Consider the following 22248-nt stretch of genomic DNA (forward strand, 5'->3'; position numbering starts at 1 on the left):
GCTATGCTAGCAGTTGTTAACGGCTTTAATGATTTTTTACGAGATCAGTTTTTTAACGATTCTTCCACCGGTTTCATGCGGCTGGTCAGGAAATGGATGATCAGCCAGGCGATAATGTAGGCCAGTCCACAGATAATGAACAGGATATTATAACCCGCACCGATTTTTCCCAAACCCTTGTAATAATCCAGCAGTGCGCCTACCAGCAGCGGGAAGAAGGTTGAGCCCAGCGAACCGGCCATTCCCCCGATGCCCACGACGGAGCTTACCGCCCGTTTTGGGAAAATATCGGATACGATGGTGAAAATATTGGCGCTCCATGCCTGGTGAGCAGCGGTAGCGATGGCTATAATGCCCACGACCGTCCAGATGTCAGTCGCGAATTGGGCCAGGATGATCGGCATCACGGCGAATGCCATCAGCAGCAAAGTAGTTTTACGTGCCCTGAGGGGCGCCCAGCCTTTTTTGATCAGGTAGGACGACAAATACCCGCCGCCAATGCTTCCGAATGTAGTGGCCGTATAAACGATGGCCAAATGCAGGCTCGGTTTCTTCAAATCCAATGCAAATGTGGTGGCAAAGTAGGAGGGTAGCCAGAAGAGGAAGAACCACCATACAGGGTCTGTCAGGAATTTACCTACAATAAAAACCCAGGTTTGTGGCAATGTAACCAGTTTGGTCCAGTGAATGGGCTGCTGGTTTTCGCCATCGCCCGCTTCGTTGTCGCTGTGGATGAACTCGTATTCCTCGGCTTTTAACTTTTTATGGCGGGAAGGGATTTCGTACATCAGCCACCAGAATATCAGCCAGATAAAGCCGAGCGCACCGGTGATCAGGAACGCGCCTTGCCAGCTGTAAGTAGCCAGCAGCCAAGGTACCAGGATAGGCGCGGCCACAGCACCTATACTCGTTCCGGAGTTGAAAATACCAGTTGCCAGCGCGCGTTCGCGTTTGGGGAACCATTCGGCTGTCGCTTTTACTGCCGCAGGGAAGTTACCGGCCTCGCCAAGTCCCAGAACCGCACGCACGGCACCAAAACCAATAGTGCTTTTTACAAATGCGTGGGCGACAGCCGCCACACTCCAAATAATAATGGACACGGCGTAACCCAGCTTCGAGCCAATTTTATCGATGATATTTCCGAAGACAATATAGCCTGCCGCATAACAGCCGGCGAACACCATCACGATGTTGGCGTAGTCAGTTTCTGTCCAGTTGAATTCTGTTTCTAAGGTCGGTTTTAGTAATCCAAGAATCTGTCTGTCGATGTAGTTGATGGTAGTTGCAAAGAAGAGTAACGCGCAAATAACCCAGCGATAATTGCCAATATTGGTTTGTTTCATGATGGGGAATAACTGATTTCTTGGATTCAGGAATTTAGTAAAAATACGTCTGTCTTGGAGATAAGACTGCATTTTAGCCATTCTACCCCTTAATGTATTTGTAAAAGACTTTAACAAAAAGAATCCCGCACCTGGCTGGCGCGGGATCAGGAAGTTGTATGCGGGATCAATTTATGTGATCGGATAGGCCAGCTGGGCCTTTATCAGCTCGGCTTCGTTGGTCAGGTCGAGGCGAAGAGGTGTAATGGAAACGAAATTGTTTTCAATGGCCCAGCGGTCGGTGCCTTCCTCGGCGGGCTCCAATGGCACCACGGTGAACCAGTAATGTTTGCGGCCCATGGGGTCAAGGGCGGGTACAATGTTGTTGTCGTAAAGCCGCACCGACTGCCGTGTCCAGCGCACACCTTTGGGATCGTGGGGAAAATTGACGTTCACCAGGTTCAAATGCGGGTTTTTGAACAATAGGTCCAATGCCTTTTCCACAAATGGATCGAGGGCGTTAAAATCGGGTTCGATGTCGGTCGGCGTGCTTAATGCAATGCCTTTAATGCCGAACAGTACGGCCTGCTTGGCTGCGGCGAGTGTGCCCGAATGCCACATCGCATTCCCCAGGTTTGGCCCCAGATTGATCCCGGAAAGTACCACATCGGGTTTGTCCCAGAGGTGCTGCCCCAGTGCCACGCAGTCGGCGGGCGTCCCGTTTACGCGGTAAGCATCGATATCTCCGAAGTCTATCGGCGATTTTTTATAGGAAAGCGGTCGGGATGCCGTAATCGCGTGACCCATAGAGGATTGTTCCACATCCGGGGCCACGATTTTCACTTCCCCGAACCGGGAGGCTATTTTAGCAAGCGCGGCAAGGCCGGGGCTGTATATTCCGTCGTCGTTCGTTACCAGAATTTTCATAACGTATAGCGTTTTCAGGAGGTTGTTAATAAAATTATGCCTGGTATGTTTTTTATAAAACCGAGGGTATGCTACACATCCTGATATGAAAAAAACGACCCTTTTGCACAACCCGACAGCCGGGGATAATGATTTTTCCAAGAAAGAACTGGTCAAACTCATTCGAAAAGAAGGTTTCGAATGCACCTATGCCTCCGTGAAGGAGGAAGGCTGGGATACATTCGACAACAACACCGATTTCCTGATCGTAGCCGGCGGCGACGGCACGGTCCGGCGTGCCGCCAAAGCGCTTATGAAGCGAAAGCGGCTCGATAAGCATTTCCCGCTGGCATTGTTGCCGCACGGGACAGCCAACAACATCGCGACCGCATTGCAGATCGACGGGCATCCGAAGGACATTATCCCGCATTGGCATAAATACCGCCTCCAGCCATTCGATATTGGCCGCGTGCATGGTGTGGGGGAAGATCTTTTTTTCCTGGAAGCATTTGGTTATGGCATCTTCCCCAGATTGATGAAGGTGATGGCTAAAATCGAAGGTGACATTGGTGATACGGCAGAGGAGAAGCTCAAAGCAGCCCGGGCGGTACTGCTCGAAATCGTGCAAACCTATGAAGCCCGGCCTTGCACCATCGTAGCTGACGGCGTAGAACATTCGGGCAATTATATTATGGTCGAAATCATGAACATCCGTTCGATAGGCCCCAACCTGGTGCTTGCCAGTGAGGCGGATCCCGGCGACGGGCTGCTTGATGTCGTGATGGTTTCGGAAGAAAGCCGCAACAAATTCGAATCGTTCCTGCTCAGCCGTATCAACAGCGAGGACAAGGAATTCAGTTTTTCCACCATCCGCGCCAAGAAAGTGAAGGTATTCTGGGACGGAAAAGACGCCCATGCCGACGACGAGCGGTTGAAAATAGAGAAGCCCGTCGAGGTCGAGATTGAAATATTGCCTGATATGCTGCAATTTATGCTCGCCGAAAGTTGATCCCATAACTTTTGGTTATAGCAGATAACCATTTGTGATTGGCACCTGATGTGAATGACCAGTACTTTTGGATCATCAAAGTATTCCAAAATTCTCATTCACATCAGGTTATGATTCATACAGACATTTGTATTATCGGCGCGGGGCCAGTAGGGCTTTTTGCGGTTTTCGAGGCCGGACTACTCAAAATGCGTTGCCACCTCATCGACGCGCTGCCGGTGGTGGGCGGGCAACTTGCCGAAATTTATCCCCAAAAACCTATTTATGACATTCCTGGCGCTCCGGCCATTATCGCCGAAGACCTGGTGAATAACCTCATGAAGCAGATTGAGGAATTCAAACCCGGTTTCACTTTGGGTGAAAGGGTGGAAGCGCTCGAAAAACAGGACGATGGCAGTTATATTGTCCGTACCAACGAAGGCACCGATGTGCATTGCCAGGTGGTAGTAATCGCTGCTGGGCTGGGCAGCTTCGAACCGCGCAAGCCGGCCGTGGAGCAGCTGGAATATTTTGAAGGGAAAGGTGTGCATTATATGGTGAAAAAGCCGGAGCAATTCCGGGGGCGGAACGTGGTGCTCGCAGGTGGAGGCGACTCGGCGCTGGACTGGACGATTTTCCTGGCCGATATCGCTTCCCGCGTTACGCTTGTGCATAGGGGAGACACTTTCCGCGGTGCACCCGATTCGGCCGAAAAAGTATACGAGCTGGCAGGAAAAGGGAAGATCGACCTCATTCTTCAGGCGCAGGTGAACAAGCTGGGCGGCAATGGCGTGCTCAAAGAGGTTTCTATCCTGGGCAATGATAAATCGCTCACTACCATTCCTACCGACGATTTTATCCCGCTTTTCGGACTCAGCCCCAAGCTCGGCCCAATCGCCGACTGGAACCTCGGCGTGGAAAAATCCGCAGTCGTAGTTGACACTTTCGACTATTCGACAAATGTCGAACGCATTTACGCCATTGGCGACATCAACACCTATCCGGGGAAACTGAAACTCATTTTATGCGGCTTTCACGAGGCGGCGATTATGATGCAGAGCGCATTCAAGTACGTTTATCCCGACCAGAAATTAAGTTTCAAATACACCACTGTTAACGGTGTTAATCCATTTTAGCCATGATCAATATATTCATAGAGAATGATTTAGGTGAGCGTCAACCGCTGGAAGTTCCGACCGACATGGGTTTCAATCTGATGGAGATTCTCAAAGCATACGAATACGACATCCAGGCCACCTGCGGCGGAATGGCGCTCTGCGCGACCTGCCATATCGAGGTGTTGGAAGGAATGAGCAAGCTCCCGGGGTCCAACGATAACGAACTCGATACGCTGGATACATTGCCGAATGCCGATGCCAATAGCCGGTTATCATGCCAGCTCAGGCCATCGGAGGAAATGGACGGCATTGTGATCCGCCTGAAAGCCTTGCAGGAAGCTTGAAATAAGGTTATTAGAATTTTGGAATAATAGTACATAAACCTCCGCTGGTCATGCAGCGGAGGTTTTTAGTTTTATTAAAATAGCTGCTTAACCCTTGAAAGCGCTTGGTTTACCCAAAGCCGGTACATTTTGCCCGAAAAATGCAGTTGGTCGCTGGCGATCATGGTCGGATCGTTCAATGCGGTACGGGATGTGCCGGTAATGTCGATAAAGACGATTTTCAGCTTGTCGCATTCATCCTTTGCAATGGCGTTGAAATTGTCTATTTCGCTGGAAATGTGGTCGCGGTTGCCTTCACCCAGGGCGGTTACTCCCCAGTCGGGGATGGAGAGCACAAACACATTGCCGGCATCGTCGCCGGCATAGGCGATCGCCTTGACGAGCAACTGACGAAATTCGATCCGGTACTCTTCCATATTCCTACCCTGGTACTGATTGTTGACGCCAATCAGTAGCGACACGAGGTCAAAAGTGCCGGTGGGCGGACTTTGCTCCAATGCGTCGAGCAGGTTGCGTGTCGTCCAGCCGGTCCTCGCGATGATTTCCGGTGTCGCGACAGGTTTTCCCGCTTTTTTAAGCTCGTCGGCCAGTATGACGGGCCATCGCTCATCCGGTGCCACGCTTTGCCCGATTGTGTAGGAGTCGCCCAGGGCCAGGTAATGGGGCTTGCCCGTTTCATTGGCAGGATCGGGGCTGGCCGGTGCAGGGCTCTGGCCGCCGTCGCAGGACAGCAAGCAAAGTAGGATCGTAATTTGATACAGTTTCATGCCCTATATACTGTTTTGCAGCCTGTTTCGGATCGAAAGTCTTTCGAGTTTAGCTATGCCATTACCGCAATCAGGTTGAGTGTAATGCCTGCAAGTTCCTTATTACCAGTTAAATGTGCTTTTGTTAGCGCTTCATTTGGTTTGATGGCCTTCGTAAAAAGCTTCCATGCAGTATCGGCATCCAGGGTTACTGAGGCTTCCGGCGAATTTTCGGAAGTTTCATCAATGATCCACCCATTTTCTTTTTTAATCAAAAACCATTCAAATGTCTCGCTGAGCGCGATGCGTATGCGCACGGTTGTGCCCTCGGCTGCGTGGGTGTGCCTGTACGTATGAGGAAGCCCGCGCAGGAAAGTTTCGATGAGCGGGCGGAACAGTCGCGGCGTCATAATGCCGCTTTGCAGATCCGGCCTGCCTGTTGCGTCGCGGATCTGTTGCTGATGGTGCCACTTTTCGGTGTATTCACGGGCGATGTGAAACCAGTTTCTGGAAACGCCTTCTCCGGCCCATGAGACTGGGAAGACCGCATCGGATTCCATGTCCTGCTGCTGCATGATGGTCGTGTATTGCTTGCCGGTCCTTTCGAGGAATTCGGTAAGTAATGCCGGGCTCATCCGTTTGCAGGCCTTAACCCAGTCGGCATTCAACTGGTTTAAGTAGGCGACCAAATCCTCATAGCCATTGATTTCCTGCTCTGGCGCGGTAAAATGACCGTCGCGGTACATGGAAATTACGCGAATGTTGCCGTCGAGCAAATGCGCGGCTACATCGCGAACTTTCCAGCGCCTTGCCACCGTTGGTTTTTCCCAGTCCTCTGGCGAGAGCGATCTGAGTAGCGTAATGAGGTATTCGTCGAGTTCAGCGAAGAGGTGAACGGTGTGAATCATGGCGGTGGCGTAGACTTGTTTACCTTAAATATCGATGAAAAAGCGATTTATTGCGATGTTCAGGATGTGATTTGGTAATTTTGGGCTGGTTCAAAGTGTAGAATATGACTTATTGCTTAGGAATAAAAGTGAAAGAGGGCCTTGTTGCCCTGGCCGATACGCGGATCACCGCAGGCACGAATACCACCACAAAAAAGAAAATGTATGTAACCCAGCAGGACAACTATTCGATGTTCATTATGACCAGCGGGCTGAGGTCGGTGCGGGATAAAGCAGTACATTATTTTGAAGAGCTCATCAGTGAAGGCGTCGTTTACAACAAGCTTTACAAGGCGGTGAATGCATTCGGAGAGCAGATTAAACGAGTGGCCGAGGAAGACAAAGCTAGCCTGGAAAGGTCGGGCCTTAAATTCAATCTCAATACGATCGTGGGAGGCCAGCTCAAAGACGACAAGGACCACAAGCTGTTCCTGCTCTATTCGGAAGGTAACTGGGTGGAGCTCGACGAAGGCTCCCCGTATGTGATCATAGGCAACTCCGGCCAGGGGAAAGCCATACTGAACCGCGTGCTGAACGAAAACTCGACGATGAAACAGGCGCTGAAAGCCGGGTTTTTATCATTCGATTCAACCCGTGTGAGCAATAATGACGTGGATTTTCCGATCGACGTCGTATTGTATAAAAAGGATAGTTTCGCCATCGTCGAGCATCGGTACGAGCAGAAGGATATGGAAGAGATATCCAGGATCTGGGCCGAAAAGCTCAAACAGGCGCTGGACGACATTCCGGAAGAATGGATGGAAAAGACTTTCGAAAAAATGGATTAACAATAAGGGGACCGAAGTCCCCTTATTGTTAAAGGCCATATTTATCAATAAGGTATAGCATGGAGGCCATGGCGGCCGCTCCCAGTTCGAGCTCACGCTTGCTTACCGCCTCAAATTTATCATTCGCGGCATGGTGGTAGTCGAAGTACCGTTGGGTATCGGGGATTAGTCCCAGTAACACGGTGCCCTGCTGCGCCAGCGGGCCAATGTCCGCACCGCCACCGCCCGGGCCCAGCTCGTGAATACCGTAAGCTGCAAAAAGCTTCGTCCATTGCTGGATTTTAGCCTTTTGCGCAGGATTACCCACGATCCCGAAACCACGGGGTGAAAACCCACCATGATCCGATTCAATGGCGGCTATGTGAGTTTCTTGTTTGGATTTCGCCGAATCCGCGTAAGTAATGCCGCCCTTCATGCCATTTTCCTCATTCATAAACATGACGGCGCGTAACGTGTTATTGGGCTGGTAACCCAGTGTTTTCAGGATGCGGACAGCCTCCATGGATTGCACGCAGCCGGAACCATCGTCATGTGCCCCCTGGGCCAAATCCCAGGAGTCCAGATGCCCACCTACGGCGATAAACCTGCCGGGACTGCTCTTGCCTTTCAATTCCCCGATCACATTATGTGAAGGGGCGTCGGGAAGTGTCTCACAATACTGTTCGAAGTAGAATTCGGTGTCAGGATTATCTTTCAATGTTTTGCTGAGCAATTCTGCGCCATTCGTGCTGATCGCTGCCGCCGGAATCATAGGCGCACCCGCTGCATAGCGCATGCTACCCGTGTGCGGGAAATCGTCCAGCCGGGTGGTCATCGAGCGAGTAATGGAGCCTAATGCACCCAGCTTGGCCGCCTCGCTCGCGCCCGCCGCGCGCTGCTCGACTGCACCCGCGTAGGCTTCGAAGGTATTGATTTTGGTAGGATCCATCGGCCGGTTGAAGAACACGATCTTGCCTTTTACTTTCTCGATACCAAGGTCGCGGAGTTGCTGAAAGCTTTTCACCTCTATCACCTTTCCTTTTACACCGCCCTTCGGCGTAGCAATGGAGCCGCCCAGTGCGGCAATCGGAACGTCTATTTTTTGTTTGAAAGTGATGATCTGCGCTTTTTCCTTGGCACCGCGTACCCAATGCGGAACCATTACATTTTGCAGAAACACATTGTCGAAATGCTCGCCTTCCATTACCGATCGTGTGTATTCGACTGCTTTCGCAGCTCCTTCCGAGCCGCTTAGCCTTGGGCCAACCTGCTGGGTAAGGTGCCGCAGCCATTCATAGGGCTTACCTTCGGAAAGGGCAGTGTCGTAGATTTTGCGGATAAAGATAGAGTCGGCCTGAAAGTCGGTTTGTGCCGTAACGGGAAGCGCTATCCCCGTAACTGAAAGGGATAGCGCTGCGAAGAATTTTTTCATGTAGTGACAGGAGTTTGGAGTTTATGAGTTAAAAGTTTATGAGTCTAAAGTAAACATGAAACCCATAAAGTTTTAACTCATAAACTCATTTAGGTCGGTTTTACCTCTTTTCCCTGCCGCTTCGCGATCGAGAGCAGCAATGCGGGCAGCAGGATCAGGTTCGTACACATCGCAACGAGCAGTGTGATAGAGACCATCACGCCCATCGCGGCCGTTCCACCGAAACTAGACGCGGAGAAAATGGAGAAACCACAGAACAGGATCACAGCAGTATAAATCATACTTAACCCCGTACCGAAGATCGAAGCCGTTACGGCTTTGGACGGCGTAAGGCCGTTTTTGTAAAGTTCCTCGCGGTAGCGCGTCAGGAAGTAAACCGTTCCATCGGATGCGATACCGAACGTAATGCTGAAAATCAGGATCGTAGTCGGTTTGAAATAAATGTCGAAGTACCCCATGATACCGGCCGTCAGGGCGAGTGGGATCAGGCAGGGCAGTTTGGATAACAGGATAATGGGGATCGAACGGAACAGCACCATTCCCACAATGGCAATCAGCACGATTGCGATCAGCAGGCTTTCATACAGGTTGCTCAGCAGGTAATCGTTGCTTTTGAGAAATACCAGACTGTGGCCGGTTAGGCTGACCTTGTATTTTTCCGGACTAAAAATCGAATCCACTTTCGGGCGGATACGGTTCATCAATTCCTTGATACGTTCCGAGCCGACGTCTGCCATCTGGAAACTGACCCTGGTAACGCTCTTGTCCTCATTCAGGAACGATGTAAGCTGCTTTGCGGCGCCTTGCTGGCTTTGCAGGTAAGGGGACATTTTGTTCAATTCCAGCACGCCGGGCAGTGCATAGTATTTGGCATCGCCGCCGCGGTAGCCCTGGTAGAGGAATTTGGATGCTTCCACGATGGATACGGGCTTGGAAAATTCCGGAAACTTGGCCATTTCGTTTTGAAATGCCTTGATTTTATAGAGCGTCCTGGCCTGGTCGGCAAAAACACCGTTGGGCTGCCTGGTATTGATCATCACCTCGAACGGCAGCACGCCGTTGAAGTTCTTTTCAAAAAAACGGAGATCGGTATAAACCACATCTTTTTTGGGCAGATCGTCCACCACATAGCCGATGGTTTTGATTTTGGTCATACCAAATGCCGAAACGATGATGAGCACGACCATAGCAATGTAAATCTCTTTCCGGCGGTTGTGCACCAGGTTGTTCACCATCCTGAGGAAGCCGAATGCCCATTTGCCTTCGAGGTGTTTCAAGTGGCGAGGCTTAGGCGTGCTCATGTAATGCAGGGTAATGGGCAGCAATACAAGACAAAGTACGTAGGTTACCATCACGCTGATGGCGGCGACCACGCCGAATTCGACGAGCAGGATGCTGTTTGTAAAGTAAAATACGCCGAAACCGATCGCCGTAGTCATGTTGGCCAGGAATGTTGATAGGCCGATCTGTCGGATCATTTCGGCCAACGCCTCGTCTTTGTTGCTATGTGATACGAGTTCCGTCTGGTATTTGTTGATCAGGAACACACAGTTAGGAACCCCGATAACGATCAGCAGAGGGGGGATAAGGCCGGTTAGTGCCGTGATTTTGTAGTTAAATAAATGCAATATCCCGACCGAAAACACTACACCGATCAACACCACAACAATCGACAGAACAGTAAGCCGGAGTGAGCGGAAAAATGCCCACAAAATGAGCAGCGTCACAAATACAGCCAGGCCCATGAAAAGCTCCATTTCACCGGAGATCTTCTTCATATTGACCGTCCGGATGTAGGGCATTCCCGAGTAATGCAGATCGGTGTTGTATTTAACGGCGAAGGTGTCAGCCATTTTCTCGATGTCGTCGACGATCGTCAAACGGCGCTTCGAGTTAAGTTCCTTGTCGTTGAAAGTAATGACAATGAGCGTCGCATTGGTTTTGCTGTTGAGCACCAGTCCCTCGTAAATAGGAAGATTGGCGATCTGCTTTTTAATGCTATCGGCTTCGGCCTGCGTGTTGGGAATATCGCGGATAACCGGCGAGAAGTCGAAGCGGGTGAGGCTGTCGTTACGAGCTATTTTGTAAACATTGGCAAGTGAAAGCACATTTTTGATCCCCTCGGTCTCTTTGATTTGCTGAGAGAGCTTGCACCAGTCACGGAATTTGTTGATTTCGAAAAGCTGCGGGTCCTGCCATCCGATCACCATCACGCTTCCGTCCTCGCCGAAAAGCTTGCGGAAGTCCTGGTATTCTTTCTCTACGGGATCATTGGAGGGAAGGATGCGGGCGAAATTGTAGGAGAGTTCAATTTTGCTGGCTTCGTAGGCCATAAAGACCGTCGATACTAACACTAGTGCAACCCACAAAAGCCGGTAGCGGATGATGTAAGTTGCTATTTTATTCCACATAATTAGTTATTGAGTTCACAAAAAGTTGCAAATATAGCTACGGGGATGGGAAAAGGGGCATTTTTGAGACTTCAAATGCCCGCCAATCTTTCAAGGTGATGGTATTCAATCCCAAAGAACCGCTTCGCTTCCCGGATTTTTTCGAGCGCGGTGGCCTGTGATTTTTCGTTCCTGTTGCCTCTTGTCCCAACTATGAGAACGTTTTTGGGGGTGTGGGCATCGGAAATAAATTCGAACACCTTCGTTTTGTAGCCAAAATATTCAAGCACCAATGCGCGGATACCATCGGTTACCATTTCCGCCTGTCTTTCCAGGAAAATACCGTGCCGGGTCAGGAAACTGACGTCGTTCTCAGCCTTGTGCTTCTCCATTTGGCGGCGGATTTGCTTATGGCAGCAGGGCGCCACCACGATCAGGTCGGATTCCGCCTCAATTCCCTTAAATATCGCATCATCGGTGGCGGTATCGCAGGCGTGCAGGGCGATGAGGATATTTGTACCCGAAGCGTCGAACTGGTCGATGGTGCCTTCGCGGAAGGATAAGCCTGCAAAGCCCGCATTTTGGGCGATCTGGTTGCATAAGGTCACCAGGTCCTCGCGGAACTCTATGCCTGTCACTTCCGGATCCAGTTTCAATACATTTTTGAGATAATCGTACAGCGCAAATGTCAGGTATCCCTTGCCCGAACCCATGTCGGCAACCTTGACATGATTTCCCGGTTCTATTTCCCGGATCAGGCTACTGAGAATGTCGATGTAATGATTGATCTGCCGGAACTTGTCCTGTGCATTATGGAAGACGTTGCCTTGCTGGTCGGTGATTTTCAGATCAAAGAGGTATCCCTTTTCCGAAGGCGAAATAAGCCGGTTTTTGTTCTTGTCGTGGCTCAGGGAAGGAGCATTGCGGTTGGCGACAGCCTTTTTTTTAAGGGTCGTCTTGCCGCTGGGGTGTATTTCAAAAAGAATATCCGAATCGACCGTTTGCAAAGTCGCCACGCGAAAGTCGCTGCCCAGCCACTGTTTCAACATTTCGATCACCTCTTCAAAGGTGTGGTTTTTGGTAATGTCGCGTGTTTTGTGGCGGTAGGTCAGACTTAGCCGCGGCTCCTTCCTGATCAGGACTTTTTTGATATAGACATTTTTCAGGCTTTCATCCGTACCGTGGTAGTTTCCCAGTGAGAGTTTTACAAATGAGCCATTGCGAAGGCTATTTTCGCTCTCGGTGATGAATTCCTGAGCTTTTTCGGTAACATTCATGAGGGTGCTTCAATCTTTTGTATAAGAAGTAACGACCCGATGTGCCGTTACAGTCTCGATGGGCGGGAATAATCATTTGATGACCACTTTCGGGATCTCGATTTCGACACGAATGCCGTTTTGGTTCTCGCTGTGGATTTGAATTTTACCGTGCAGACTTTCCACACGGCCCTTGATATTTCTTAGCCCGACGCCCTGGCGGTCGGGTTCAATCATTCCCGAGCCGTTGTCGCTGACGATCAGAACGATCGTTTTGAGGTTTTCCGTCAGATCGACAGACGCTTCGCTGGCGCCGGAATGTTTGATAATGTTATTGGTCAATTCGAGCACAATGCTGTACAGCTCAAATTCGATCTTGTTGTTGAGCCGGTTAGTCATTCCTTTCTGTGTGAAAGTGAATGCGATATTCTTGTTTTCGTTGAGCTTGCCAATCAGCCTTTGCAAGGCCATGATCAGTCCGTGTTCTTCGAGTTCGGCGGGCATCAGGTTGTGCGAGAGGCTCCTGACTTCCTTATATGCGGCGCCCACCATCTGGTGTACGCTCTGATAGATCTTTTGTTCTTCTTCGGAGAGCACTTTCTTGTCGATACCATACAAGTACCAGTTCAGCGAGGCCAACGTACCGCCCAAATGGTCATGCAGTTCGGCCGCGACGCGCTTCCGCTCGATTGTCTGCCCCTCGATCAGTGCGGCCTGGATCTCAGCATTTTTCCTGCGAAGTTTCTTGTTATTAAACCAAAGGAAAATAGCGGAAAGGATTACCAGGCAGGAAAAACCGATCAAAAAACGCTGTATAATGCGCTGCTCGTTGATGATTTTCTGCTGGATCTCCGAGTCCATCAGCTTGTTGTCGTACATGAGCTTGTACATCGTATACTGCCGCTTGATCGTTTCGTCATGGACCATCCGGCGAACGTAGTTGACCGCCTGGCTGTAATCCAGCGCGACGTCGTGCATTCCTTTTGCCTTGTAGGAGCGTGAGAGTGTTACGAGCGCCCAGTTGGTTTGCTGGGTTGAGTGGTAAATTTTTGCATAGGTCAAGGCCCGTAGTCCTGCCTGAATGGATTCGTCGTACTTTTTCTGATAATAGTAGGCGTTACTCAGATCGTTGAGGCAGTTAAGTTCCCCGTACCGGTTGCCGATCTTCTGGAATAACGCGATACTTTTCAGAAAATAGCTTTCCGCTCTCAGGTAGTCGCCCGTGCGTACGTACATGTAGCCATGGCTTTGCAGCACCGTAGCCCGCCCCCAGTCGGAGTTCATTTTATCGAACATCTTGTAGGCCCGGTCGTAAAGCGTAGCCGCTACATCGTTCATGTTTTTTTCCCGATAGCAGTTGCCCAGGTTTTCGATGCTCAATGCGAGTGAGCTGTCGGCTTTCAGGCGGGTGAAAATCTTCACGGCATGTTCGTAGTTGATCCGTGAGGAGTCCCATTGACGGTATTCGGAGTAGCTTTCGCCCAGGAACCTGTTGCCGTGGGCGGTGAACATGGGCAGGTTGAGCTGCTTTGACAGGGTGATCGTTTCGTTGGAGAGCTCCCGCAAAACATCGTAGCTGCCATCGAGCAGATAATAGGTGCTCAGCAGATTGTAAGCCAGCAGTTTCCCTTTTCCCCACTGATGTTTTTGGGAAAGTCTCAGCACATTTTTGGAATAAAACATCGACTTTTCCGCATCCTGGAAAAGGTACTCGGAGGCAAGCTTATGGTATTTGAGGATCAGAATCGTGTCTTCGGCAAAGCCTTCCTGTGGCTTGGCTTCGACCACCTCTGTACTGCGGTTGGCCCCCTGGCCCTGTCGGATCGGACTACACTGGGTCGCTGAGAGCACACATCCTAACGAGAAAAGGAGAATTAGTTTGTAGAATTCATTCATATAGTACTGATCTCATGAGAGTTAGGCGCGTAGTGGGTTGCCCAGGGCTGCGTTAATAAGACGTGCCTGGTTAACCTTTACTTACAAAAATATTGTCTTTTATGTAATATCTGTAAGGAAGTTCGCGCCCCACGTTAATGCCGACCCGCGGACCAGCGACGATGGCACCAGGCTCGGCGACCGGCCCGCGCAGGTACAGCACCTCACCGGAAAGCAATGTCGCATTGTGCAGCTCCCTTTCGATACCCATTGCCTGCACGAGCTTGCCCGGCCCGCGACAAAGCTCTTTAAGCGATACTTTGCCGGCAGCCGGGACAATCTGCCTTTTTCCGGCGCGAACAAGCCTTCGCATTTCCATGAGACCGATGCCCGTGACAGGTTGCAACGCACGTATGAGCACTGCTTCCCCGATACCCTCCTCGTTGCTGACGATATTGAAGCACTGGTACATGCCGTAGATAAGGTACACATATGCTGTACCCGCTATACCGTACATCGGTTCGGTGCGTGCAGTACGCCGGTTGAATGCGTGGCATGCGGGATCGTCCTGCAAATAGGCTTCCGTTTCGACGATAATGCCGCTTGTAACGCCATCGGGGCTTTCGTGCACGAGCTCGCAGCCCAGCAATTTTTGGGCGAGCGTACACGTATCATAAGCAGAGAAAAAGGAAAGAGGAAGCTTCTCTCCGGGCATCAGATAATATTCATCGTTTGCTCTTTAATTTTTTCGAGCTCGTCCTTCATACGCACGACCAGGTGCTGAATCGTAGCGTCGTTGGCTTTCGAGCCGATCGTGTTGATCTCCCGGCCGATTTCCTGGGCGATGAAATTGAGCTTTTTGCCGTTACTTTCCGAAGCTTTCATCGTTTCAAGGAAATAAGTAAGGTGATTGGCCAAACGAATTTTTTCCTCCGAAATATCGAATTTCTCGACGTAGTAGATCAGCTCCTGCTCAAAACGGTTAGGGTCGAAATTGTCGTCGGTGAGCAGTTCCCTGACCTGTTTTTCGAGTCGTTCGCGGACAGCAGGAATCCGTGCTTTATCCTGCTCGGCCACCCGTTCCAGCAAATCCTGGATCGTGTTAATGTACTCTACAAATTTGTCGGCGGTCATGCGGCCTTCCTGCTCGCGGAAAACTGAGCATTTGCGGAGCGCTTCCAGCACTGCGACCTTGATCTGAGACCAGTCGTCTTCCTTGCTGGTATCGTCTACGGTTTCGTTGTTGTAGGCATTCGGTAATTGCAGCGCGATGCGCAGCAATTCGGTGCCGTCGGGCGTAAAGCCAAGTTCTGTGGCGGTATCCGCCAAGTCCTGGTAATAGGCATTTACAAGCGCGCGGTTCACCGAGGTGGATGCAACCGTTTTCCCGACCGGCTGGACGGTGAGCGTAAATTCTACCTTACCGCGTTCGAGCGACTGGGTAATGAGATTGCGGATTTCGATTTCCCTTTCGGAGAAGTTCCGGGGAATGCGGCAGTAAATATCCAGGAATTTGGAGTTCAATGTCTTGATTTCCACCGTGACATTGATCGATTCGGACTCGATGTTGGATACACCGTATCCGGTCATTGATTTTAACATAAGGATGTGCGTTGGTTCCGGTCAGGGAACAGGTTAGTTAAACCGCTGCTTCCCACCCGATTTTGCAGGGTGCTGGCTTTCGGATGGTTGTGGTTTTGAGATCAGGGCGTTTTTCTCCATATCGGCGTTGAAAATGCGGAACCTCGATATGTCGCAGGCCAGGTACAGCGCTTGCAGCAACGAGCCGGGTTCTGCCAGGTTTTTTCCTGCAATGTTGTAAGCCGTTCCGTGGTCGGGAGAGGTACGGACGGCCGAAAGTCCTGCCGTGAAATTTACGCCCTCATTGAATGCGAGTGTTTTGAATGGGATCAGGCCCTGATCGTGGTACATGGCCAGTACGGCATCGTACTGGCGGTAAGTGCCAGCTGCGAAGAAACCGTCGGCAGGGAATGGCCCTACCACCAGATGGCCCTTTTCCTTAAACTGCTTGATCACCGGCTGGATGATCTCAATCTCCTCTGATCCGAGCAGACCGTTCTCGCCTGCGTGCGGATTCAGCCCCAGCACAGCCAGTTTAGGTTTTTTTATACCAAAATCTCCTTTCAATGATTGTAAAATCTGCTCGATCTTGGCCGTAAGTTTTTCAGCTGTTACGTGTTCTCGGACGTTTTGTAGCGGCATATGCCCGGTCAGCACGCCCACCCGGAGATCGCCGGCCACCATGAACATCAGGGCGTCATCCTTTCCGAATGCTTCTGCGAGGAACTCGGTATGGCCGGGAAATTTGAAATCCTCACTCTGAATGTTGTCCTTGTTAATGGGACCCGTGACAAGGGCATGTATTTTTCCTTCTTTCAGGTCCTCGACTGCGCGTTTCAACGAGGCGAACGAACCCTGGCCAGCCTCAGCGGTGATCTTTCCGGGCTCAATTTCAGTCTGATGGTCGTGCCAGCAGGTGATTACATTCGTCAGTTTATGGTTGGCCTGCTCAGGTTTCTGGATGCCGTGCAGGTTCCAGTCTTTCATTTCAAGCAGGTTGCGGTACTGGTTCAATACTCTCAGAGAGCCGTAAATGATTGGTGTGCACAATTTCGCTAACTGATTACCCTCTAATGCTTTAAGGATTACTTCCGGGCCAATGCCGTTATAATCGCCTATTGTGATGCCGATAACCGGTTTATCACTCTGTTGTTCGTTCATGTAGGTAAATGCTGTGGTATGTGTTCTGCTGCGTAATTCTGTATTACTTTTGCCGGACGGTTCAACCGGCAAGTTACAAAAAATCCCGTGCTACTATGAAAATCCTGATCGCCGACTCCATGCATGCTTCACTATTCGAGATGCTGGAAGAGCAAAAGTGGGACTATGACTATCATCCTGAATACAAAAGAGAGGACATAAAAAATGCATTGCCCGGCTACGATGGGCTTATGATACGCAGCAAGACGTTCCTTGATCGTGAAATGCTCGAAAATGCCCAAAACCTGCGTTTTATCGCACGGGCCGGTGCCGGCCTTGACCTGATCGACCTGGAAGTGGCCAGGGCGCTGAATATCGAAGTTTTTCACGCAGGCACGGGCAACCGTGACGCGGTGGCGGAACATGCGTTAGGCATGCTGCTGGCCCTGTTTAACAACATCCTGCGCGCCGACCGACAGGTGCGAAACGGCATCTGGGACCGCGAAGGCAACAGGGGAGTGGAGCTGATGGGCAAAACCGTCGGACTGATCGGTTACGGGAACAATGGCTCGGCTACGGCAAAGCGACTGAGCGGCTTTGGCTGTAAAGTGCTTGCGTATGACAAGTACCGTGACCGTTATGGCGACGCATTTGCAACGGAGTCTTCGATTGAAGAAATCCAGCGGGAAGCGGACATTCTCAGTTTGCATATTCCATTGACCGACATCACCCGTTACCTGGTCGACGAGCGGTTCATCGCAGGTTTTGCCAAACCATTTTACCTGTTGAATTTATCCAGAGGCGAGGTGGTGAAATTAAAGGCAGTTACCGAGGCTTTGGAAAGCGGCAAGATCAAAGGAGCATGCCTGGATGTGCTTGAAAACGAAAAGATTACGAAACTTACGCCGGAGCAGCAGCAGGTGTTTGATTATTTGTGCTCGTCGGACCGCGTCGTACTAAGCCCGCACATAGGCGGTTGGACGCATGAAAGTTATGTCCGGATCAATGAAGTGCTGGTGCAGCAAATTCGGAACTGGCTATAAACAAATATGCCGACCAATGGTCGGCACGTTTGCATCTATTAGCCATGAAAAATAAAATACTTACTTGCCAAGTGTACCGCGAAGCGCACGTGGGATTTCAACAGATGCGATCGGATTACTTGTCGCTGTCAATATAACAAAATTTTCAGCTTTCAGTGCACCAACCTTCACAGATTTTCCTAAATCAAGGTCTGTTACATCAACATTTACATAGTCAGGGATGTTCTCCGCAAGACCCTGTACGCGCAATTTACGCAATTTTTGGTTCATTTTACCACCTTTCATTACTCCGGTGGATGTACCTGTCAATTTAACAGGAACTTCTACTTTAATTTCCTTTCCTGGGATGATTTGCAAAAAATCCGCGTGGATCAATGAATCATTTACAGGATGGTATTGTGTTTCCTGAAGAATCGCATTGTACTCGGTACCTTCGATATTCAGGGTAACGTTAAAAATATCCGGTGTGAAAAGCAATTCACGGAACAACATGGACGGTGCATAGAAATGCACTTGTTCGTCACCTCCGTATAGCACAGATGGAACATAACCTTGAGCGCGCAAGTTCTGTGACTCCACCTTGCCGAGATTCGCTCTTTTAAACCCTACAATCTCATGCTTTTTCATAAGAATTTTTATATTAAAGTTAAATAAAAGAAAATTTACTGATAATTTATAAACAATGAACTAATAGATTCGTGGTCACGGATCCGGCCTATTGCCTTTGCAAATATCTCTGCAACCGACAGTACGCGGATTTTTTCATTCTGTTGCTTCAAAGGAATGGTATCGGTTACGATCAACTCTTCCAGTACCGAATTAGCAATATTTTCGTGCGCCTTGCCCGACATGATCGCATGCGTGCTGATCGCACGGACAGAGGACGCTCCCTTTTCCATGATAATCTCGGCGGCTTTACAAAGCGTTCCGCCGGTATCGATCAGGTCATCCACCAGCACCACATCCATTCCTTCCACATCTCCGATCACCTGCATGCTGGCGATCTCGTTGGCACGTTTCCGGTGCTTGTCACAAAGGATCATGTCCGCATTCAGGAACTTGGCGAAATTGCGGGCCCTTGCAGCGCCACCTACGTCCGGTGATGCGATCAGAAGATTTTTGAGGTTCAGGGATTTGATATAAGGAACAAAAATGGAAGTTCCTTCGAGGTGATCGACAGGAAGGTCCAGAAAACCCTGGATCTGCCCGGCGTGTAAATCTATGGTCATCACGCGGTCAACTCCCACCGCGGTGAGGAGGTTGGCAACGACTTTCGCTGCGATAGCCACGCGTGGCTTGTCTTTTCTGTCCTGACGTGCGTAACCGAAATACGGGATTACCACAGTCACATAATGCGCCGAAGCGCGACGGGCCGCGTCCACCATCAGCAGCAATTCCATCAGGTTGTCGGCAGGAGGCATCGTGGATTGGATCAAAAAAACATCGCAACCTCTGATCGATTCCTCGAAACTTGGCGACAATTCGCCGTCGCTGAATTTGCGCAACGTGTAGCCTCCCAGTTCCTTACCATAATACCTGGCAATGTCTTTGGCCAAATATTCGGACTGACTCCCCGAAAATATTTTTACTGTATTGAATGAACCCATGGCCAAACTAAAATTTGCGCAAAATTAAACAAAAGGTGTTAACTATGATAGTATCTTTTTAAAAAAATATAATAAAGCTGCACAAAACTGTACCCGACAAGCAATCCTACCAGCGCTCCGACGAGGATGTCGAGCGGGTAATGCACGCCTACATACACGCGACTGTAAGCGTAAATGGCCGCCCAGAGGAACAAAAAGGCCATTCGAGGGATTTCCCGGCGCAGCAAACTGAACCAGGCGATCGCCAATGCAAAACTAGTCGATGCGTGCGAAGATGCGAAGCCATACATGCCACCGCAGTCGGTGACGTGATGCATTACAACCTGGATCGACGGGTCATGGCAAGGCCTTAACCTTAGGAAATAGGGCTTCATAAACCCGGAAGTGATCTTGTCAGCCGCCGCAACGGCCAGTACAACTGCAATTACGATGAGTCCACCTTTTTTCCAGCCTTCCGCCCGGACAGTCAGCGCGATGAGCAGGATATAGAGGGGGATCCAGGTGTATTTGTAGGTAATCCAGTACATTACCGTGTCGAGCCAGGGAGTGTGAAGGCCATTTAGCCATAAAAATAGCTCCTGATCGGCGCTGACTATGCTATGTACCGCATCTGTCATGAACTGAAACCGAGTACCTTCCTTACTTTACCGATTGTTTCCTGCGCTATTTGGCGGGCTTTTGCCTCACCCTCCACGAGAATGCCTTCCAGCTCGTCGTTGTTCTCCATATAATAATTGAAAATGCGCCTTGGTTCGGCAAACACTTCCATAAAGCATTCGAAAAGCGCTTGCTTGGCGTGGCCGTAGCCATAGCCGCCATTGAGGTAGTTTTGACGCATTGTTTCGACGTCGGCTTCCTTTGCTACCAGGCTGTAAAGCTGGAATGTGATGTCGTTGTCAGGATCTTTGGGCTCTTCGAGTTGTTTCGAATCGGAAAGGATCTTTTTGGTGATCTTTTTCAGCTCGTTTTCCGGCAGGAAAATATCGATGTAATTATGATAGGACTTGCTCATTTTCTGTCCGTCGAGCCCGGGGATCGTCATGATGCGCTCGTCGATTTGCGGCTCGGGCAAAACCAGGATTTCTTCGCCCGCCAGGATATTGAAACGATTGGCGATGTCCTTTGACATTTCCAGATGTTGCTTCTGGTCTTTGCCTACCGGGATGATATTGGCATTATAAAGCAGAATATCAGCCGCTTGCAATACCGGGTAGGTGAAAAGCCCCGCATTTACATCAGCTAGTTTTTCGGATTTATCTTTAAAAGAGGTTGCATTAGCCAGCATCGGGAACGGCGTGAAGCAGTTCAGGTACCAGCTAAGTTCTGTGTGCTCCTGCACCCGCGACTGGCGCCAGAATACGTTTCTTTTGTAATCGAATCCGAATGCGAGCCAGGTGGCTGCAATTGCGCGGACGTATTCGCTGCGTTCCAGGCCGTTTTTCAGCGTAGTGAGCGAATGCAGATCGGCGATAAAGAAAAAAGATTCGTTTTGGGGGTCTTTAGAGAGTTCGATCGCAGGTTTGATAGCTCCCAGGATGTTACCCAGGTGAGGTCGTCCGCTGCTTTGAATGCCTGTTAGGATTCTGGCCATTTATTACTATTGATACTTAGTTACATGGTTGTAAGAAGAATGTCATAAATACTTCACGAATTTCTTCATGACCTCTTCGTGTGGTTTCGTTTGCCCTGCCAGAGATTGTTGTAGCCCGAGATCGATACTTTCTTTAACATGGTCGGGAAGCTCATCCCAAAAATCTCCTGAGATAGGATCGTCGCTATCGTCAAACAATTCATCAATTTCAGGCTCTGGTAGTATGCCTTTCTTCATCAACTTCAATTCCACCAGCGCTTCTGCAAACGAGGTAAGAAAGGCGCCGCGTTTTAGCTTCGCTTGAATGTTTTTCCAGTCTTCGATCGAAATCTGTACAACTCCTTCTCCCTTCTCATTCGACAAATACTGCACGTTCATAGCTCTCAACAGGTTAGCGTTTTCTGGTAAGCATTGGCCTTTTCTTAATCCCAAAATTCGTTAAATTGAACCAGAAAACGTAGTAAATTTGAATTTTATACCTTCACCAACACGATATGGATTCTAAAACGCTGCACTTTCTCAGTCAATTAGCGGAAAACAATAACAGGGAGTGGTTTCAGGAAAACAAGAAACTTTACGAGGCTGCAAAGGCTGATATGGAAAAGCTGGTCGGATACCTGATCAGTGAGGTTGGAAAGTTTGAGGACCTGGGGAACGTACAAGTTAAGGATTGTATGCTCCGCATTTACCGCGATGTCCGTTTCTCCAAAAACAAGGCTCCGTACAAGAATAACCTCGCCGCCGGCATTGGCCCGGGCGGAAAGAGTTCAGGGAAAATAGACTATTACCTGCAAGTCCAGCCGGGCGATCAGACGTTCCTTGGCGGTGGGATGTGGGAGGTAACCACCGAACAGCTGGCCCGGTTTCGTCAGGAAATCGACTATAATGCGGATGAGCTGAAAACGATCATTCAAGAAAAGGAATTTCATAGCTATTTCCCTGAAATCCATGGCGAGAGCCTGAAAACAGTTCCGAAAGGGTATTCCAAAGACCACCCGGAAATTGAGCTGCTGAAACGCAAGCAGCTGTTTTTTATGCATCGCTATACGGATAAAGAGGTGGCTTCCAAAGACTTTGGCGATATGGTACTGAAAGGCATTCAATTGCTGAAACCCTTTACCGATTATATGAATTATGTATTGTACGAAGAGGCGGAAGAGCTGTAATTCGCAACACCCATTACAACCCAACTAAT

22 protein-coding genes are annotated in these 22248 nt (G+C 49.8%); 6 read left to right on the forward strand and 16 right to left on the reverse strand.

What is annotated here, in order from left to right; translation table 11 throughout:
* Nucleotides 1–44: 44 nt before the first annotated feature.
* The gene (locus AAHB90_RS14835; protein WP_342085991.1) at nt 45–1343 is read right to left on the reverse strand and encodes an MFS transporter; all 1299 of its coding nucleotides are present in this window, start codon (nt 1341–1343) and stop codon (nt 45–47) included.
* A gap of 171 nt (nt 1344–1514) precedes the next feature.
* Nucleotides 1515–2249, reverse strand: a complete 735-nt coding sequence (surE, locus tag AAHB90_RS14840) for a 5'/3'-nucleotidase SurE (RefSeq protein ID WP_342085992.1) — start codon at nt 2247–2249, stop codon at nt 1515–1517.
* 85 nt (nt 2250–2334) lie between these two features.
* Here surE and AAHB90_RS14845 point away from each other — a divergent pair, with 85 nt between their 5' ends.
* From AAHB90_RS14845 to AAHB90_RS14855, 3 genes are all read left to right on the forward strand, one after another.
* Entirely contained in the window at nt 2335–3237 is a 903-nt protein-coding gene (locus AAHB90_RS14845) for a diacylglycerol/lipid kinase family protein (RefSeq protein ID WP_342085993.1), read from the forward strand.
* A 110-nt stretch (nt 3238–3347) separates the two neighbouring features.
* On the forward strand, nt 3348–4352 hold the full coding sequence (locus AAHB90_RS14850; RefSeq protein WP_342085994.1) for an NAD(P)/FAD-dependent oxidoreductase: 1005 nt from the start codon (nt 3348–3350) through the stop codon (nt 4350–4352).
* A 2-nt stretch (nt 4353–4354) separates the two neighbouring features.
* Nucleotides 4355–4678 carry a 2Fe-2S iron-sulfur cluster-binding protein gene (locus AAHB90_RS14855; RefSeq protein ID WP_342085995.1) on the forward strand — a complete coding sequence of 108 codons (324 nt, stop codon included), beginning with the start codon at nt 4355–4357 and terminating at the stop codon, nt 4676–4678.
* A 74-nt stretch (nt 4679–4752) separates the two neighbouring features.
* Here the strand turns inward: AAHB90_RS14855 and AAHB90_RS14860 are convergent, their stop codons facing one another.
* Both AAHB90_RS14860 and AAHB90_RS14865 read right to left on the reverse strand, forming a co-directional pair.
* Nucleotides 4753–5445: an SGNH/GDSL hydrolase family protein gene (locus tag AAHB90_RS14860; RefSeq protein WP_342085996.1), complete on the reverse strand. Its 693-nt coding sequence runs from the start codon at nt 5443–5445 to the stop codon at nt 4753–4755.
* A gap of 53 nt (nt 5446–5498) precedes the next feature.
* Nucleotides 5499–6332 (reverse strand): maleylpyruvate isomerase N-terminal domain-containing protein, encoded by an 834-nt coding sequence (locus AAHB90_RS14865; RefSeq protein WP_342085997.1) that lies wholly within the window; start codon nt 6330–6332, stop codon nt 5499–5501.
* A gap of 104 nt (nt 6333–6436) precedes the next feature.
* Here AAHB90_RS14865 and AAHB90_RS14870 point away from each other — a divergent pair, with 104 nt between their 5' ends.
* Entirely contained in the window at nt 6437–7159 is a 723-nt protein-coding gene (locus AAHB90_RS14870) for a peptidase (protein ID WP_342085998.1), read from the forward strand.
* 28 nt (nt 7160–7187) lie between these two features.
* Here AAHB90_RS14870 and AAHB90_RS14875 read toward each other — a convergent pair whose 3' ends face one another.
* The 7 genes from AAHB90_RS14875 to pdxA form a co-directional block, all read right to left on the reverse strand.
* Entirely contained in the window at nt 7188–8570 is a 1383-nt protein-coding gene (locus AAHB90_RS14875; RefSeq protein WP_342085999.1) for a M28 family peptidase, read from the reverse strand.
* A gap of 89 nt (nt 8571–8659) precedes the next feature.
* Nucleotides 8660–10981 (reverse strand): efflux RND transporter permease subunit, encoded by a 2322-nt coding sequence (locus AAHB90_RS14880; protein WP_342086000.1) that lies wholly within the window; start codon nt 10979–10981, stop codon nt 8660–8662.
* A 71-nt stretch (nt 10982–11052) separates the two neighbouring features.
* Nucleotides 11053–12237, reverse strand: a complete 1185-nt coding sequence (locus tag AAHB90_RS14885; protein ID WP_342086001.1) for a class I SAM-dependent methyltransferase — start codon at nt 12235–12237, stop codon at nt 11053–11055.
* A gap of 72 nt (nt 12238–12309) precedes the next feature.
* Nucleotides 12310–14112, reverse strand: a complete 1803-nt coding sequence (locus AAHB90_RS14890) for a tetratricopeptide repeat-containing sensor histidine kinase (protein ID WP_342086002.1) — start codon at nt 14110–14112, stop codon at nt 12310–12312.
* A gap of 70 nt (nt 14113–14182) precedes the next feature.
* Entirely contained in the window at nt 14183–14806 is a 624-nt protein-coding gene (locus AAHB90_RS14895) for a DNA-3-methyladenine glycosylase (protein WP_342086003.1), read from the reverse strand.
* Nucleotides 14806–15693: a YicC/YloC family endoribonuclease gene (locus AAHB90_RS14900; protein WP_342086004.1), complete on the reverse strand. Its 888-nt coding sequence runs from the start codon at nt 15691–15693 to the stop codon at nt 14806–14808. Before AAHB90_RS14900 ends, AAHB90_RS14895 begins: the two co-directional genes overlap by 1 nt.
* Before the next feature lie 33 nt (nt 15694–15726).
* Entirely contained in the window at nt 15727–16833 is a 1107-nt protein-coding gene (pdxA, locus tag AAHB90_RS14905) for a 4-hydroxythreonine-4-phosphate dehydrogenase PdxA (RefSeq protein ID WP_342086005.1), read from the reverse strand.
* 8 nt (nt 16834–16841) lie between these two features.
* Between pdxA and AAHB90_RS14910 the strand changes: the two genes are divergently transcribed.
* On the forward strand, nt 16842–17855 hold the full coding sequence (locus tag AAHB90_RS14910; RefSeq protein WP_342086006.1) for a 2-hydroxyacid dehydrogenase: 1014 nt from the start codon (nt 16842–16844) through the stop codon (nt 17853–17855).
* A 60-nt stretch (nt 17856–17915) separates the two neighbouring features.
* Here the strand turns inward: AAHB90_RS14910 and AAHB90_RS14915 are convergent, their stop codons facing one another.
* The 5 genes from AAHB90_RS14915 to AAHB90_RS14935 are packed head-to-tail and all read right to left on the reverse strand — an operon-like array spanning nt 17916 to nt 21431.
* Nucleotides 17916–18482, reverse strand: coding sequence for a 50S ribosomal protein L25/general stress protein Ctc (locus tag AAHB90_RS14915; RefSeq protein WP_342086007.1), 567 nt, complete (start codon nt 18480–18482; stop codon nt 17916–17918).
* Between the two features lie 35 nt (nt 18483–18517).
* Nucleotides 18518–19462, reverse strand: a complete 945-nt coding sequence (locus AAHB90_RS14920) for a ribose-phosphate pyrophosphokinase (protein ID WP_342086008.1) — start codon at nt 19460–19462, stop codon at nt 18518–18520.
* A 38-nt stretch (nt 19463–19500) separates the two neighbouring features.
* Complete coding sequence (locus AAHB90_RS14925; RefSeq protein ID WP_342086009.1) at nt 19501–20079, reverse strand: phosphatase PAP2 family protein; 579 nt, start codon at nt 20077–20079, stop codon at nt 19501–19503.
* The gene (gene trpS / locus AAHB90_RS14930; protein WP_342086010.1) at nt 20076–21053 is read right to left on the reverse strand and encodes a tryptophan--tRNA ligase; all 978 of its coding nucleotides are present in this window, start codon (nt 21051–21053) and stop codon (nt 20076–20078) included. The genes AAHB90_RS14925 and trpS overlap by 4 nt, the downstream gene beginning before the upstream one ends.
* A 42-nt stretch (nt 21054–21095) precedes the next feature.
* Complete coding sequence (locus AAHB90_RS14935; RefSeq protein ID WP_342086011.1) at nt 21096–21431, reverse strand: hypothetical protein; 336 nt, start codon at nt 21429–21431, stop codon at nt 21096–21098.
* Between the two features lie 116 nt (nt 21432–21547).
* Between AAHB90_RS14935 and AAHB90_RS14940 the strand changes: the two genes are divergently transcribed.
* Entirely contained in the window at nt 21548–22219 is a 672-nt protein-coding gene (locus AAHB90_RS14940; protein ID WP_342086012.1) for a DUF2461 domain-containing protein, read from the forward strand.
* Nucleotides 22220–22248: the final 29 nt, after the last annotated feature.

The sequence above is a fragment of the Dyadobacter sp. OTU695 genome (genome assembly GCF_038440355.1).
Lineage (GTDB): Bacteria > Bacteroidota > Bacteroidia > Cytophagales > Spirosomataceae > Dyadobacter.

Coding starts and splice junctions, on each gene's coding strand:
- trpS (WP_342086010.1), bottom strand. CDS start 21,053: ATGGCCAGAATCCTAACAGGCATTCAAAGCAGCGGACGACCTCACCTG.
- AAHB90_RS14940 (WP_342086012.1), top strand. CDS start 21,548: ATGGATTCTAAAACGCTGCACTTTCTCAGTCAATTAGCGGAAAACAAT.
- pdxA (WP_342086005.1), bottom strand. CDS start 16,833: ATGAACGAACAACAGAGTGATAAACCGGTTATCGGCATCACAATAGGC.
- surE (WP_342085992.1), bottom strand. CDS start 2,249: ATGAAAATTCTGGTAACGAACGACGACGGAATATACAGCCCCGGCCTT.
- AAHB90_RS14935 (WP_342086011.1), bottom strand. CDS start 21,431: ATGAACGTGCAGTATTTGTCGAATGAGAAGGGAGAAGGAGTTGTACAG.
- AAHB90_RS14915 (WP_342086007.1), bottom strand. CDS start 18,482: ATGAAAAAGCATGAGATTGTAGGGTTTAAAAGAGCGAATCTCGGCAAG.
- AAHB90_RS14900 (WP_342086004.1), bottom strand. CDS start 15,693: ATGTTAAAATCAATGACCGGATACGGTGTATCCAACATCGAGTCCGAA.
- AAHB90_RS14850 (WP_342085994.1), top strand. CDS start 3,348: ATGATTCATACAGACATTTGTATTATCGGCGCGGGGCCAGTAGGGCTT.
- AAHB90_RS14875 (WP_342085999.1), bottom strand. CDS start 8,570: ATGAAAAAATTCTTCGCAGCGCTATCCCTTTCAGTTACGGGGATAGCG.
- AAHB90_RS14910 (WP_342086006.1), top strand. CDS start 16,842: ATGCTGTGGTATGTGTTCTGCTGCGTAATTCTGTATTACTTTTGCCGG.
- AAHB90_RS14890 (WP_342086002.1), bottom strand. CDS start 14,112: ATGAATGAATTCTACAAACTAATTCTCCTTTTCTCGTTAGGATGTGTG.
- AAHB90_RS14870 (WP_342085998.1), top strand. CDS start 6,437: ATGACTTATTGCTTAGGAATAAAAGTGAAAGAGGGCCTTGTTGCCCTG.
- AAHB90_RS14835 (WP_342085991.1), bottom strand. CDS start 1,343: ATGAAACAAACCAATATTGGCAATTATCGCTGGGTTATTTGCGCGTTA.
- AAHB90_RS14865 (WP_342085997.1), bottom strand. CDS start 6,332: ATGATTCACACCGTTCACCTCTTCGCTGAACTCGACGAATACCTCATT.
- AAHB90_RS14855 (WP_342085995.1), top strand. CDS start 4,355: ATGATCAATATATTCATAGAGAATGATTTAGGTGAGCGTCAACCGCTG.
- AAHB90_RS14885 (WP_342086001.1), bottom strand. CDS start 12,237: ATGAATGTTACCGAAAAAGCTCAGGAATTCATCACCGAGAGCGAAAAT.
- AAHB90_RS14895 (WP_342086003.1), bottom strand. CDS start 14,806: ATGCCCGGAGAGAAGCTTCCTCTTTCCTTTTTCTCTGCTTATGATACG.
- AAHB90_RS14860 (WP_342085996.1), bottom strand. CDS start 5,445: ATGAAACTGTATCAAATTACGATCCTACTTTGCTTGCTGTCCTGCGAC.
- AAHB90_RS14845 (WP_342085993.1), top strand. CDS start 2,335: ATGAAAAAAACGACCCTTTTGCACAACCCGACAGCCGGGGATAATGAT.
- AAHB90_RS14880 (WP_342086000.1), bottom strand. CDS start 10,981: ATGTGGAATAAAATAGCAACTTACATCATCCGCTACCGGCTTTTGTGG.
- AAHB90_RS14925 (WP_342086009.1), bottom strand. CDS start 20,079: ATGACAGATGCGGTACATAGCATAGTCAGCGCCGATCAGGAGCTATTT.
- AAHB90_RS14920 (WP_342086008.1), bottom strand. CDS start 19,462: ATGGGTTCATTCAATACAGTAAAAATATTTTCGGGGAGTCAGTCCGAA.